Raw genomic sequence first — 14,714 nt, 5'->3', positions numbered from 1 at the left:
CGAGACGTGCCAGATCAGGCGTGATTTTCCAGTACAACACCTGCCAGATAAAGCGACCCCAAAATCAAAACTCTTTTGGGTTTTGCAACAGCGTTCTTCAGAACGGCCAACGCATCATCCAGGGTTTCGCAGGCATGTGCATTTGCGATTCCTGCCGTGGCGGCAGCATCACGCAACGTATCAGCGCTGTGGACTTCGTGATCTCCCGGGATCGGAATGCCGGCAAATGATGTGATATGAGGGGCCAGCGGTTGGAGAAATGCGACCGGGTCCCTGTTATCAAGCATTCCCATGATCGCGACGATATCGCCTTTGGGCTGACGGGACAGCCAGTCTGCGATGACTTCGGCAGCGGCGATATTGTGTCCCCCATCCAGAATAAGCTCGCACCCCTCAGGCAGGGCATCACAAAGTGGTCCGGTGATCAGCTTCTGAAGGCGTGCGGGCCAACTGGCTTGGCTGATTCCGCGCGCTATTATTGCCAAATCCGGGCCTGCGACATCGGGAATACCGGCCTTGCGGGCGGCAATAATGGCGGTTGCGGCATTGATGAATTGATGGCGACCGGGCAGGGCGGGCAATGGCAGATCAAATTCTTCTTCGGCGATACGAAGTGTGAAACCATCCTCGCGCTCGGCGGTAACGGCGAAATTCGTGATCAGGGGGCTGCCGATATCGTCAGCGTGGCGGGCAAGCGTATCAAATGCCTCAAGGCTTTGAGGCGCAAGTACACACGGCACACCCGGCTTCATGATTCCGGCCTTTTCAAAGGCGATCTTGGCAATCGTATCGCCAAGGAACCCCTGATGATCAAGCGAGATCGGCGTAATGACGGTCAGAGCCGGCTTACCAATCACGTTGGAGGCATCAACCCGACCGCCAAGACCGGTTTCAAGCAGAACAACGTCTGCCGGAATTCGGGAATAGGCCAGAAAAGCTGCGGTCTGGGTGATTTCAAAGAAGGTTATCTGTTCACCGCCATTGACCGCCTCGACTTCTTCAAGAAGGTCACACAGCATGTCTTCTGTGATCAGGTCACCCGCCAGCCTTATGCGTTCATGAAAGCGAACAAGATGGGGAGATGTAGAAGTATGGACACGAAGGCCTGCGGCCTCATAGATGGCACGCAGGTAAGCCAGCGTTGATCCCTTGCCATTGGTTCCGGCCAGATGAATGACGGGCGGCAGATTGAGGTGCGGATTACCCAGCTTGTCGAGCAAGCGGGTAATCCGACCCAATGAAAGGTCGATCACTTTTGGATGAAGCTGGCCCAGACGCGCAAGAATGGCGTCACTTCTTGGCGTTGTCACCTTCGGTCTCGGCCTTTTTCGCGGGTTTCTTTTTCGCATCCTTGATCGGAACGATCGCGGCACCCGGCTTGGTGCGACGGATCATGTCTATCAGGCGACCGATGGTTTCATTCAACTCACCGCGCGGCACGACCATATCGACCATCCCGTGATCCAGAAGATATTCTGCTGTCTGGAAATCATCCGGAAGCTTTTCACGAATGGTGTTTTCGATCACGCGACGACCGGCAAAACCGATCTGTGCACCTGGCTCGGCAATCTGGATATCACCCAGCATGGCGAAGGATGCCGAAACACCACCGGTGGTCGGATCGGTTAGAAGGACGAAATAGGGCAGACCCTTTTCCTTGACCTTCTCGATCGCGGCCGTGGTGCGCGCCATCTGCATAAGGCTTAGAATGCCTTCCTGCATACGTGCACCACCCGACGCCGGAACGATGATAAGGGCCGCATCCTGAACCGTTGCGAGCTCGGCCGCGGCAACGATGCCTTCGCCAACGGCGGTGCCCATCGATCCGCCCATGAAGGAAAAATCAAAGACCGCAACGACGGTTGCATGACCGCCGACATCGCCATGCGCAACAGCCAGGGCATCCTTGTAGGTTGCCTTGGCCTGTGCCGCTTTCAGGCGGTCGGTGTATTTTTTCTGATCGCGGAATTTCAGCGGATCGACCGGAACGCTCGGCAGTTCGATGGTCTGGTATTTACCATCATCGAACAGGAGTTCCAGACGTTCCTTGGCGGAAATGCGCATGTGATGGCCGCAATGCTGACAAACATGTTTGTTTTTTGCCAGGTCACGGTGGAAGATCATCTGTTCGCACGACGGGCACTTATGCCAGAGATTTTCGGGCACATCGGTGCGGCGAACAAGTTTCTGAATCTTGGGACGGACGAATTCTGTCAGCCACGACATATCGGATACTGATCCTTGGTTTTGCCTATATCGGTCATTTCACAGCAACGCACAGAATTAGCTGCGCGCGTTGCGTACCCCGTCTGCAAGTTCGCGAACAAGGCCTGTGACCATAGAGGCGGTCTTATCGGTGGCCTTGCCGTTTTCGTCAAGACTTTCGGCAATTTTTGATACGATTGCCGATCCGACCACAGCAGCATCAGCCTGCCGGGCAACTTCTGCGGCCTGGGTCGCGTTCTTGATACCGAAACCAACGGCAATCGGCAAATCCGTATGGCGACGCAGGCGTGCCATGGCTTCGACAATCTGGTCATTGGTTGCCGAACCGGCACCTGTAACACCAGCAACCGAGACATAATAAACAAAGCCTGACGTATTCTGAACGAGTTTCGGCAGGCGTTTGTCATCGGATGTCGGGGTTGTCAGTCGAATGAAGGACAAACCTTTTTCCACGGTCGGGACGCAAAGTTCAGCATCCTCTTCGGGCGGAAGATCGACGACAATCAGGCCATCAACCCCTGCATTGCGTGCATCTTCAAGGAATTCGGCGACGCCATAGATATAGATCGGGTTATAATAGCCCATCAGAATAATGGGCGTTTCGTGATCCTGATCGCGGAAACCGCGAACCAGCGACAGGGTCTTGCGCATATGCATGCCGGCTGCCAATGCACGGATTGATGCTTCCTGAATGGCCGGGCCATCGGCCATCGGATCGGTAAATGGCATACCGAGTTCGATGACGTCCGCACCTGCTGCAGGCAGGGCTTTAAGGATTTCAAACGATGCTTCCGGGTCGGGGTCACCTGCGGTGATGAACGTGACCAGACCGGCACGACCTTCTTCCTTGAGCTTCGCGAAACGTTTGGCGATGCGGTCCTGGCCGCCGATGATTGCGTCGCTCACAGTTCTACTCCCAGTGCTTCGGCCACGGTAAAGATATCCTTGTCGCCCCTGCCGCTCAGACACATGAGAATGATCTTGTCTTTACCCATTTTTGGGGCTTCTTTCATGATCTGCGCGATGGCGTGACTGCATTCCAGCGCGGGAATAATGCCCTCGAGTTCCGAACAAAGTTTAAAAGCTTCCAGCGCTTCTTTGTCGGTGATCGGCTCGTAACGCGCACGACCAATATCTTTAAGCCAGCTATGTTCCGGCCCAATACCGGGATAATCAAGACCGGCTGAAATCGAGTCGGCCTCTTTGATCTGTCCGTCGTCATCCATCAGCAGATAGGTGCGGTTCCCGTGCAAAACGCCTGGTTTTCCAGCGCTCAGGCTGGCGGCGTGTTTACCGGTGTGCACGCCATGACCGGCAGCTTCGACACCAACCACCTCGATATCCTTGTCATCAAGGAACGGGTGGAACAAACCGATCGCGTTTGATCCACCACCAACGGCCGCTATTACCTGATCGGGCAGGCGACCTTCCTGCTCAAGAATCTGTTCTTTGGCTTCGTTACCGATCACGCATTGGAAATCGCGAACCAGTTCCGGATAGGGGTGCGGACCCGCCGCCGTCCCGATGATGTAGAAGGTATCCTCGACATTGGTGACCCAGTCACGGAGGGCCTCGTTCATCGCATCCTTGAGCGAGCAGGAACCGGATTTAACCGGTTTGACTTCGGCACCAAGCAGGCGCATGCGGAAAACGTTCGGCGACTGACGTTCGATATCCTTGGAGCCCATATAAACTGTGCAGGGCAGACCAAAGCGCGCGCAAACCGTCGCTGTTGCAACGCCGTGCTGACCCGCGCCGGTCTCGGCGATGATGCGGGTTTTGCCCATGCGTTTGGCCAGAAGGATCTGACCGATGCAGTTGTTGATCTTGTGCGCGCCGGTATGGTTCAGGTCCTCGCGCTTGAAATAGATCTTGGCACCGCCAAGATGTTCGGTCAGGCGTTCGGCGAAATAAAGCGGATTTGCGCGACCGACATAGTGCTTCAGGTAATAGTCGAGTTCTTTCTGAAACGCCGGATCTTTCCTGGCATCCTTGTAGGCCTGCTCAAGCTCGAGAATCAGTGGCATCAGGGTCTCGGCGACAAAGCGGCCCCCGAAATTGCCGAAATGTCCGTCCGGATCCGGAAGGGCACGATAGCTGTTAAGAGCGGTTGGTGCAGACGTCATAGGATTTCCCCGTGGATGTGCCGCGAAATGCCGCGACGGCAAAGACATGCGACAGTCATTAAGTCAGCGAAAAGCTGCCGGGATCAACGATATTGGCAGCTTTGGCGCTGGTTCCTTTTACCTGTGGTCAGGCAAAACGGATTAATGGGCTGCGTGCTCGGCCTGGGATTTGTCGAAAATATATTTCTTTGAGCAGTAAGGGCAGACCACCTCGCCCTTTTCCTCAAGATTGAGGTAAACGGTGGGATGGCCAAGGTGACCTTTGCCGCCGTCACAGGCAACATTAAGGCTGCCGACTTTGATTTCTTCGGTGATCTTCATATATCCAGCTTCCCAGTTAGCACAGGCATCGGTATTGCCATCGGTTGATCATCGGCCTGAAACCGGTCCAAGAGCCATTGACCCCGCTTTCATAGGGATGATACCGATTGCGCATATTCAATCAACACTTCCGCATGGTCTTAGCGCAAACAAGCCACGCGGAAAAGAGCGGAGATCACGCATTCATGACTGCAATGCCCGACTACGCCATCGAAGTCGAAGGGCTGACCAAGCTCTATAAGGGTGCGAACGGCGAAAAACTAGCACTGGACAATGTGTCGTTGAAAATACCACGTGGTTCTTTCTTTGCCCTTCTTGGTCCGAATGGTGCCGGAAAGTCCACTTTTATCAATATACTGGCTGGTCTTGTCACCAAGACAAGCGGTACGGCAAAAATCTGGGGCTACGATATAGAAACCGAAATGCGCGCTGCGCGTTGTTCGATCGGGATCGTGCCACAGGAACTTAATCTGGATGCATTTTTTACCCCGCGTCAGGCGATGGAATTGCAGGCAGGCCTTTATGGTGTTCCCAAACCGGAACGCCGTACGGACGAGATTCTTGCTGCCCTTGGGCTGTCGGACAAGGCCGATTCCTATTCCCGTTCACTCTCGGGTGGGATGCGTCGGCGTCTTCTGGTCGGCAAGGCGATGGTCCATATGCCGCCAGTTCTGGTACTGGATGAGCCAACGGCCGGGGTCGATATCGAACTGCGTCAGCAGCTTTGGGCTTATGTGAAGGAACTGAACAAAGCGGGCGTTACGATTGTTCTGACCACGCATTACCTTGAAGAAGCCGAAGAGCTTTGTGACGAGATTGCGATCATCAACAAGGGCAATGTGATTGCCCATGAAGACAAGCGCAGTCTTCTGCGTCGTATTGATCATAAAACCCTGATTCTAACAGTTAAAAATGCACTCAATGCCGTGCCCGAGGAACTCACCCCTTGGGGGGCGGAGCTTAAGGGCGCAAACCAGATCGCGCTGAATTACCGGCCCAGCAATACCCAGATGGCTGAAATCCTTAATGCCATTCAGGGTTGCGGTCTTGCAATTACCGACCTGTCGACCGAGGAAGGCGATCTTGAAGATATCTTCCTGATGCTGACACGAGATAATGACAAGGCCCGTGCAGGCAAGGCTGCCTGATTTTCAGGGTGTCACGCCATCCTTCAAAACCCTGCAAGTTGCTTGCAGGGTTTTGTTTTTTGGCCTTAATTTGATCTGTAAATGCAAAGCAACATGATTTGGGGGCGGCAATTCATTACATTCAGAAGGTATTTTCATGGTTTGTCGGGCTTGGGTTCGCATTTTGGCTAGCGGGCTGCGCGCCGACGATAATTCCCGCTGGCGATCCGATCGCCAGCGTTAGAATGACCGAAAATGCGTTTATGGCGTCTGATGGGGCGTCTTTGCCGTTGCAGTATTGGGGGCCGGTTGATGATCCGGATGCGGTAATTCTTGGTCTGCACGGATTTGGCGATTATGCGAACGCGTTTGACGAAGCCGGAACGGCGTTAGCTTCTGAAAATATTGTGCTTTTTGCCTATGATCAGCGCGGATTTGGCCGCACGGCGACACGGCCATTTTGGGCGGGAACGCAAAGCCTGATCAATGATGCATCTGATATGCTCGTCATTCTTCGCATGCGATATCCGGGGCGACCGATCTATTTGATGGGGGACTCGATGGGGGGCGCAGTTGCAATTGTGACAGCTGCGTCGCGCCCCCAATGGATGGACGGGGTTATTCTGGTCGCACCGGCAGTCTGGAACCGCGACATGATGCCATGGTATCAGACAGCACCATTATCGATGATTTCCAATAGTTTGCCTTGGTTGCCTCTGTCGGGGCAGGGGCTTGATATATGGCCGTCTGACAATATCGAAATGCTTCGTCGTCTATCTCGTGATCCGTACATGATGAAATCGGTGCGGGTCGACATGGTTGCAGGACTGGCAGATTTGATGGATTTGGCGCAGCAGCGCGGTGGCGATATCGATATTCCGACACTTTTGATGTCAGGTCAGCAGGATCAGGTTATTCCACCAGGGGCGGTTGCCGCGATTGCAGATAACATGCGGGCGTCAAATAGCGATCAAAGCACGATTTGTCTTTATCGCGACGGCTATCACATGCTGTTGCGGGACCTGAATGGGCCAACGGTAATCGGCGATATCGGACGCTGGATAAAGGGTGGTGGTACCGCGCGGGATTTTTCGTGCCGGGTCAACTGATTGCATTTTGACCGGGGATCACCGATCAGGTAGCATTTTTAATCAGTTGCATATGGTTGTCATGCTTGTTACGCGGTGCGACCATCACGATATGGCACCTATCGCCTTTGCGTATTTGGTGGTGCTTTCAGCCATGTTTTTCGGAGGATCAGGACCGGCATGCTAAGGACCGTTCGGGCGAAGTTCCTGGGTGTCGCGGCCTTTTTTGTCGTGTGGCTTGTGGTGGCTACCGGGTTCTCCGTCATTCAGTCGTTGGGGATCAATGGTGACCTTGAAGCGGTGTCGCGCTATGTCACGCCGGTGAAGGATGCGCTTTCCGATGTGCGTTCCCGTCAGCTTGAACAGATTTCGCTGATCGACCGTTATATGCGTGTGGTCGAGAATGAAGGACCGGATGCATCGCTTTTAAGTGGCATCGAAATCGAAATTGATGCCAAGCAGACCCAGATCGAACAGGCTTTTCGCAAGGCGTTCACATCGGCAGCCCTTGGCCGGGCACAGGCATCAGGTCATTTTGATCAGGGCGTCTTGCTTGATCTTGATGTGCGGATGCGTGAATTTGCCGATATTGCCGCCCAGTTCAATCTGGGTGTTGAACGGCTGCTTGGCCGGGTACGCGATGGTGATCTTGACGATGCGCAACGTCAGGAAAATCTGGTGCGTGGCATTCATCGCAATATAGTGCTTGATCTGCGCAGCGAGATTTTGCTGCTGGAAAAATATTCCAGCGAAACAGTCGAAAATGTCTCAGCCCGCGAAGATTTCCTGATCCAGGCCGAATTCATCATGATGCTGGCCGCGGTGGTGATTGGCATTTCCTTTGCCTATTATCTGGCGCAGGCAGTAGTCAAAGCGGTTCGTGATACGACCAATGCGTTAAACAGCGTCCAGTCGGGCAAGCTCGATACCAGCCTTGATTTCAAGGGCAAGGGCGATTTTGCCCGTTTGGCGGATGCCTTTAACCGCATGACGCGTGAATTGCGTGTCCGGTTCCGGATGCGCGAACGGTTTGGCAAATATATTGATCCAAAGATTATCAATAACCTGCTGTCGCAGGAAACCGCGCTTGAGACCTCGCAGAAGCGTGTAATGACGGTTAGCGTCGTCAACCTGACCAATTTTGACTGGATGGCGGAGCATATCCCGCCCGAGAAACTTGTCGATTTCCTGAATGACTATCTGACAGCCATGACCGAACCGATTGCCAATCATAGCGGCATTATCGATAATTTTGTCGGGGACCGGGTGATCGGTTTCTGGGGCCCGCCCTTCTGTGGGGAAAAAAGCCATGCCGGGCATGCCTGTCTGGCAGCGTTGGAGCAGGTGGCACGCTTTAACGCATTGAAGACCAAATATGCTGATCTGATTGGCGATCACGGGCTTGATATTCGCGTTGGTATTGCCACCGGCGAGGTCGTTGTCGGCTCCATCGGGACGGATAAATCACGGTCTTATACGGTGGTTGGCGACTGTGTGAACTATGCCAACCGTCTTGAAAAGGCCAACCGGATTTATGGTACGCAAATTCTGGCGTCGCATGAAACCGCCAGCATGGCAGCGGGCGAAATCGAGATGCGTGATCTTGACCATGTCGTGCTGCTGGGGACCGAGCATGTGGTCTATCTCTATGAAGTGCTGGCACAGTCCGGACAGCTGAGCGATGAACGTCGCGAGTGGCGCAAAACCTATGAGATGGCGATTGCGCTTTATCGCGAGGGCGAGTTTGGTAAGGCGCAGCCGCTGTTTGAGGAAGTTCAGGAGGGTATCGGCAGCGATTTTGCCGCGCAGCTCATGCTTAACCGAATGGAACGCCTGCAGCGCCGTGAACAGGACCGGGAATGGAATGGGACGTGGATTGTAAGGGATCCCTATGAGCGACGTGATGTTGAAAGCTGATCGCTGTGATATGCAGCAACCAGAATTTAATCAAACGGTCGGCAGGATGCTGATTGGTAGGGGCCGTCAAAAATCCTTGCCCGCGACGGACAAAACCTGTATCACCCAACCGCTCGGGCCGTGCTGCCCGATGCCTATTGCGCACCCGTAGCTCAGCTGGATAGAGCGTTGCCCTCCGAAGGCAAAGGCCACAGGTTCGAATCCTGTCGGGTGCGCCAATTTCCCAAGAATATTTTCAAATCCGCCCAATTAAGGGCTGGCAAAGCGTTTTTTGACCACTAATCTGCATCTTGATCAATCGCAGATGAGATGGATGAGACATGCGCGGATATCTTCATGATTTTGCCGGAACTAATGTGTTGTTCGCAATGGCAGCAAATCAGGAATATGGCCCTCATCTTGAAAAACTGTTCAAGCCGTTGATGATTGGTATTGGTCCGGTTGAGGCGGCACTTAATCTGAGCTCTGCCCTGACGGAACTGAGATTGTTGGGTGATTTGCCGGATCTTGTGGTTACTCTTGGATCAGCAGGGTCGCGCACGCTTAAGCAGGCGGAGGTTTATCAGGCGTCATCTGTGTCTTACCGCGATATGGATTGCTCAGCACTTGGTTTTGAGAAGGGGATTACGCCCTATCTTAATCTTCCGGCAGTTATGGAATTGCCTTATCGCATTCCGGGTGTCGCGGAAGCACGTTTGTCAACAGGTGCAAACGTTGTATCGGGTGTAGCTTATGACGTGATTGACGCGGATATGGTGGATATGGAAACCTATTCCATCTTGCGGGTCTGTCAGAAGTTTGACGTACCTTTGATCGGTCTGCGCGGAATTTCTGATGGCAAGGAAGAGCTTAAAAAGCTCTCGGACTGGACAGCCTATTTGCATGTCATTGACGAGAAGCTTGCCGAGGTTGTTGATAAGTTGCACAGGGCTCTTGAAAATGGCGAGATCATCTTGCCTGAACGGTAAGTGATCCCGCCGTATTTCACTCTCTGACAGTTCAACTGCCTGCGCGAATTTGATCAAGCGTCTTGATTGGGGTTAATGCCTGCGGATCAACCTGTACCTCGATAATCGCCGGTTTTCCCGAATTCATGGCACGTTCAAAAGCCGGTCCGAAATCTTCGGTCTTGGTAACGGTTTCGCCATGTCCGCCAAAAGCGACAGCGTAGGCCGCAAAATCCGGGTTGTGCAGCTGTGTGCCCGAAACGCGACCGGGATAATTGCGTTCCTGATGCATGCGGATGGTGCCGAACATGCCGTTATTGACCACGATCACGATGATGTTTGCCCCATACTGAACCGCCGTTGCGAATTCTTGGCCGTGCATCAAAAAGCATCCGTCACCGGCAAGGCAGATCGACGGTCGGTCTGGATGGGTCAGCTTGGCGGCCACAGATGCCGGAAGGCCATAGCCCATCGAACCCGAAGTCGGTGCAAGTTCGGTACGATATTTGCCATACCGGAAGAAGCGGTGCAGGAAGGCGGCATAGTTGCCGGCCCCATTGGTCACGATGGCGTCCTCGGGCAGGATTTCGCGAAGCTGTGCGACGACATGGGCCATCTTTACATCGCCCGGCGTATCAAGCGGGGTTGAGAACTTCAGATATGAAGCGTGAGCCGTTTCAATCTGTTCTTCCCGTCCACTTCCATCCACGGGTTCCATCATGGCGACGGTGCGGATGAATGATCGTTGAGATGCATTGATTGCGATATCAGGGCGATAAACACGGCCCAGTTCATCGGGGCCTGCGTAAACGTGGATCAGTTTCTGCTTCGGGCAGGGAATTTCAAGCAGGCTGTAACCGCTACTGGTCATTTCCCCCATGCGCGATCCGACAAGGATCACAAGGTCGCTTTCGCGAATGAATTTCGCCAGTTCCGGATTGATCCCGATGCCGACATCGCCAATGAAATGGCTGTGCGTGTTCGGGATATAGTCCTGACAGCGGAAACTGGTGGCGATCGCAACATTGTTTCGTTTTGCAAACGATTTAAGGTTCTCGGTGGTTTCTGCGGTCCATCCACCACCACCAACGATCATGATCGGCCGTTTTGCGTCTGCCAGTGCGCCACGGAAACGTGCGACGTCTTCGGGGGCGGTTTTGGCTTCGATCGGGACATAGGGTTTGGCATCGGCAACTGCAGCTGCCGAGGACAGCATGTCTTCCGGAAGCGCAAGCACGACCGGTCCGGGGCGACCGGAGGTCGCGATATGATAGGCGTGGCTGATATATTCCGGGATGCGATTGATGTCATCGATTTGGGTGACCCACTTACAAAGCGGTTCGAACATCTTGCGATAGTCGACTTCCTGAAAGGCTTCGCGGTCGACCATGTCCCGTCCGATCTGCCCGACCAGCAGGATCATCGGGGTGCTGTCCTGATGGGCGACATGTACGCCCGCCGACGCATTGGTTGCACCTGGACCGCGTGTCACCATGCAGATGCCAGGCTTTCCGGTCAGTTTGCCGTGCGCCTCGGCCATGATGGCAGCACCACCTTCCTGACGGCAGATGATCGGCTCGATATCGGGATGGTCGACCAGGCCATCGAGAACAGCCAGATAGCTTTCACCGGGAACAAGATAAACCCGTTCGCAGCCATGAAGGGCAAGTTGATCAACCAGTATGCGTCCGCCGTGACGCATTTCCGCAGTATTAGACATTTGGGGCTCCTGAGATGCGCATTGTCTTGGTGGGGCGCTTTTGCGCGTGTCCGGATTTCATCATGGTTAAACCGGCCCGTAAAGATACATGGGACGCTAAAACACGGTTTTTTCGGCTGTTATTGCAATCTTTCCAAACAGCGTGGATCGCCGACAGGAATTACGGCGTGTTCTTTGGGGGGCTACTCAAATGTGAGCGTGAACGCGAGTACCGGCAGGATCACAACAGACAGCAATGTCGCGACCAGCATTGTTGTTGCTGTTCGTTCCCGTGCAGTGTCGTAGCTTGACGCCATCAGAACAGAGTTTACTCCCGGAGGCAGTGCGGCAATCATTATTGCCGGTGCCAATGTAAGGAGCGGCAGATGCAACGCAGTACCAATCATGAATACAAGACCGGGCATCAGGCAAACTTTGGCAATCGCACCGGTTATGCTGGTGCGCAGATTTCCGCGCAGTTTTTGACCATAAATCCCTGCACCGATTAGCATGAGTGCAATTGGCGGCATCGCGGCTTTGAGCATTCCGAAGAATGTCATGGCAACCGTTGGTATAACGACACCGGATGCGGCAACGATAATGCCGCAGATAATGGCAATGATGATTGGATTACATATCTGCGCGCGCAGGGTTTTACCAAGAACTGCGGCCGGATTGCCGGTTCTGTTGCGGCTCCATTCCAGAAGCAGGATGGTTGAAGTTAAAAGGCTGACGGCATGGATGCACAATATGGTTGCCAGAACCAGCAACCCTTCATGCCCGAACAGGATATCGACAATCGGAATACCCAGCATACCGATATTGGAAAATATCGCGCCAAAGGCCAGAACAATGGCTTCGGGTGTGCTGTTTTTTCGGCCTGTTTTCAACAAAACAAAAACGGAAATCGCGGTGATGACAACAGCACCGTAATAGGCGATCCATATTGATAAATTGAATAGCTCTGAAACCCGGTTTGCCGAGATTGTCAGGAACAATGTTGCCGGGATCAGCGTCCAGAACGTCATCTTGGTCAGCCCGTCAATCGCGGTAGCCCCGATCAAGCCGATCTTGGCGAGAGCAAATCCCGCTGCAACCAGCAGAAAAATGGGTCCGAGCTGATCAATAAGGTTCAGCAGCATTGTGTTTCCTGATCTGGGCTTTTTGAAATCCGGGCGAAGAAAAAATGCCACCCGCCCCGGGAGAGAGATGAGGAAGGTGGCAAGTTCGGCAATCAATAGATCAGGCTTTTGATGGTTTGGGTACCCGGATGACCATGAAGTAGAAAAAGACAGCCGTTAGGGCGAGGAAGAAAAGACTGTCCAAGCTGGTCAGGAAAGTTAAGGGGTTTCCATCATTTAGTGACAATGCCCGCCTTAGATACTGTTCAAGATCCGGACCCAGTATGAAACCGAGCAACAGGGTGACGGTGGGGTAATTCTGTTTGCGTAAGAAAAATGCTAGAACTCCGAAAACAAGCGCCAGCATCATCTGGAAAGGTGAATAGGTCGCGACGTAGCTTCCAACCAGCGCAACGACCGCAATGCAAGAATAAAGCAGTGCCTTGCGGATCGAGACGATTTTAACGAAATACGGCCCCAATAGATAAAGGGTCAGCGGGATCAGGATCAAGGCACTGATCAAAAGGGACGCAAACATTGGTGCGATCAGATCAAGCTGTGTATCAAGAAGCCTTGGGCCCGGTTGCAAGCCATTGATGATCAGAACACCCAGAACGATTGCGGTGGTTGGATCGCCGGGAATGCCAAACATCAGCATCGGAACGAATGCGCCGCCGCACATCGAATTGTTCGCGGTTTCAGCCGCGGCAATTCCTTCGCGCGAACCTTTGCCATATTCGCCGGGTTTCTTGGATTTACGCATGGCTTCAGCGTAGGAAACGAAAGCAGCCATTGATCCGCCAGCACCGGGAAGTACGCCAATAAAGTAGCCGATCAGGGCACTTTTCAAATAAGTGAAGAACCCGATTTCGCGGATTTCATTCCAGCTTGGCAGAAAGTCTTTGCGACGGATCGGTGTCAGATTTCGGGTGTCGGCATCAATTGTCAGCGGATCGTTACTTTGCTGTGCCTGATAGAGGATTTCGCTTATGGCAAATGTTCCTATGATCAGGGGCATCATATCGATGCCTTCGACCAGCGTTTCCGTACCAAAGTTAAACCGTGCGATCGGTTGCATGACATCAATACCAATCGTCGCGATCATGATGCCCAGCAACGTTGCAACGGTTCCTTTGGCAATAGCGTCACGTTGTGAAATGACAATCACGACCAAGGCAAACAGAATCAGCGAAAACTTGCCCGGCGTCTGAATAAGCAGGGATGCTTTGGCGGCAATCGGTGTGAGAGCGATCAGAAGCAGGGCGCCGACAATGCCCCCGATCATCGAGCCAAGTGCAGCATGACCAAGGGCGTTTGCACCCTTGCCCTGCTTCATCAGTGCATATCCCTCTATTGAGGTCATCATCGATGATGGTGCGCCGGGAATGTTGATTGTGGTCGCGGTAATCGACCCGGCATACATGCCCGACATGAAAATCGACGCACACATGACAAGGGCTGGAACAACGTCAAGGCTATAGGTGATGGGTAACAAAAGTGCGATGGCAAGCACGGATGTCAGGCCAGGCACGGCACCAAAGAACGTACCGATCAGAAAGCCGATGACCATATATGCCAGTACTTCAGGTGAGGCGAGGGCACTAAACCCGCCCAGAATTTCCAGAATGAAATTCATGGTGACAGGACCTCCAGCATTGGCAGACGTACCTGGAAAATGACGGCAAAAAGGATATAGAAAACGGCTGTAATGACCGCCGAATATGCGATGCGCCAGACTTGCCCGGTCTTTTCAAGTTTGAAAAAGAACAGCAACGCATAGATATACAGAAAAGTCGAAAGCGGATAACCCAATGTCTTGAAGACGGCGATATAGATTACCGTTGCCACAACAATTTTGATCGCAGGACCAAGCGACGGCTTTTCTGTCTGCGACTCTTCGCTGATGGTTTCGTCGACGGCAACAGGCGCCTTTAGGACGTCGCGAAATACAAAACCAAGCGCAATATACATCAGGATCGATACAAGGACCGGAACGAACGATGGTCCGACCAGCCCTTCGTCAAATTGCGGGGCGATTTGTAACGCTGTGGCAAGGTAGATGGTGGTGATGATAAGCAGGAAAAGCGGAAGCACAAGAGCCCCTCTTTTTGCTGTGATGCTTGAGGCTGGCATTCGGGTTAT

General features: G+C 53.3%; 13 protein-coding genes and 1 tRNA gene. 5 read left to right on the top strand and 9 right to left on the bottom strand.

The window, feature by feature from the left end; all coding sequences use genetic code 11:
• Window positions 1-14: 14 nt before the first annotated feature.
• The 5 genes from TH468_RS06190 to TH468_RS06170 form a co-directional block, all read right to left on the bottom strand.
• Window positions 15-1,310, bottom strand: coding sequence for a folylpolyglutamate synthase/dihydrofolate synthase family protein (locus tag TH468_RS06190; RefSeq protein ID WP_085642677.1), 1,296 nt, complete (start codon window positions 1,308-1,310; stop codon window positions 15-17).
• Entirely contained in the window at window positions 1,291-2,226 is a 936-nt protein-coding gene (accD, locus tag TH468_RS06185; protein ID WP_085642676.1) for an acetyl-CoA carboxylase, carboxyltransferase subunit beta, read from the bottom strand. Before accD ends, TH468_RS06190 begins: the two co-directional genes overlap by 20 nt.
• Before the next feature lie 57 nt (window positions 2,227-2,283).
• Complete coding sequence (trpA, locus tag TH468_RS06180) at window positions 2,284-3,132, bottom strand: tryptophan synthase subunit alpha (protein ID WP_085642675.1); 849 nt, start codon at window positions 3,130-3,132, stop codon at window positions 2,284-2,286.
• Window positions 3,129-4,352: a tryptophan synthase subunit beta gene (gene trpB, locus TH468_RS06175; protein WP_007088595.1), complete on the bottom strand. Its 1,224-nt coding sequence runs from the start codon at window positions 4,350-4,352 to the stop codon at window positions 3,129-3,131. The genes trpA and trpB overlap by 4 nt, the downstream gene beginning before the upstream one ends.
• A gap of 141 nt (window positions 4,353-4,493) precedes the next feature.
• Complete coding sequence (locus TH468_RS06170; protein ID WP_007088596.1) at window positions 4,494-4,673, bottom strand: zinc-finger domain-containing protein; 180 nt, start codon at window positions 4,671-4,673, stop codon at window positions 4,494-4,496.
• A 185-nt stretch (window positions 4,674-4,858) separates the two neighbouring features.
• On the opposite strand from TH468_RS06170, the gene TH468_RS06165 reads away from it, so the two are divergent.
• The 5 genes from TH468_RS06165 (at window position 4,859) to TH468_RS06145 (ending at window position 9,773) form a co-directional block, all read left to right on the top strand.
• Window positions 4,859-5,821, top strand: a complete 963-nt coding sequence (locus TH468_RS06165; RefSeq protein WP_139834654.1) for an ABC transporter ATP-binding protein — start codon at window positions 4,859-4,861, stop codon at window positions 5,819-5,821.
• 224 nt (window positions 5,822-6,045) lie between these two features.
• Window positions 6,046-6,909, top strand: coding sequence for an alpha/beta hydrolase (locus TH468_RS06160; protein ID WP_246832233.1), 864 nt, complete (start codon window positions 6,046-6,048; stop codon window positions 6,907-6,909).
• Window positions 6,910-7,068: 159 nt separating this feature from the next.
• Window positions 7,069-8,805: an adenylate/guanylate cyclase domain-containing protein gene (locus tag TH468_RS06155; RefSeq protein ID WP_085642672.1), complete on the top strand. Its 1,737-nt coding sequence runs from the start codon at window positions 7,069-7,071 to the stop codon at window positions 8,803-8,805.
• A gap of 141 nt (window positions 8,806-8,946) precedes the next feature.
• Window positions 8,947-9,023, top strand: a tRNA-Arg gene (locus TH468_RS06150).
• A 102-nt stretch (window positions 9,024-9,125) separates the two neighbouring features.
• Complete coding sequence (locus TH468_RS06145; RefSeq protein WP_085642671.1) at window positions 9,126-9,773, top strand: 5'-methylthioadenosine/S-adenosylhomocysteine nucleosidase; 648 nt, start codon at window positions 9,126-9,128, stop codon at window positions 9,771-9,773.
• Between the two features lie 31 nt (window positions 9,774-9,804).
• On the opposite strand, the gene TH468_RS06140 is transcribed toward TH468_RS06145, so the two are convergent.
• The 4 genes from TH468_RS06140 to TH468_RS06125 all read right to left on the bottom strand — a co-directional run bounded on the left by TH468_RS06140 (window position 9,805) and on the right by TH468_RS06125 (window position 14,705).
• A complete protein-coding gene (locus TH468_RS06140) occupies window positions 9,805-11,472 on the bottom strand; it encodes a thiamine pyrophosphate-binding protein (RefSeq protein ID WP_085642670.1) in 1,668 nt (555 codons plus the stop codon).
• Between the two features lie 182 nt (window positions 11,473-11,654).
• Window positions 11,655-12,593: an AEC family transporter gene (locus TH468_RS06135; RefSeq protein WP_085642669.1), complete on the bottom strand. Its 939-nt coding sequence runs from the start codon at window positions 12,591-12,593 to the stop codon at window positions 11,655-11,657.
• A 100-nt stretch (window positions 12,594-12,693) separates the two neighbouring features.
• The gene (locus TH468_RS06130; protein WP_085642668.1) at window positions 12,694-14,208 is read right to left on the bottom strand and encodes a tripartite tricarboxylate transporter permease; all 1,515 of its coding nucleotides are present in this window, start codon (window positions 14,206-14,208) and stop codon (window positions 12,694-12,696) included.
• A complete protein-coding gene (locus TH468_RS06125) occupies window positions 14,205-14,705 on the bottom strand; it encodes a tripartite tricarboxylate transporter TctB family protein (RefSeq protein ID WP_085642667.1) in 501 nt (166 codons plus the stop codon). The genes TH468_RS06130 and TH468_RS06125 overlap by 4 nt, the downstream gene beginning before the upstream one ends.
• Between the last annotated feature and the right edge of the window lie 9 nt (window positions 14,706-14,714).

Origin of the sequence: Thalassospira sp. MCCC 1A03138 (genome assembly GCF_002115785.1) — a bacterium.
Classification (GTDB): Bacteria; Pseudomonadota; Alphaproteobacteria; order Rhodospirillales; family Thalassospiraceae; genus Thalassospira.
This window is presented reverse-complemented; position numbering and strand designations above follow the sequence as displayed.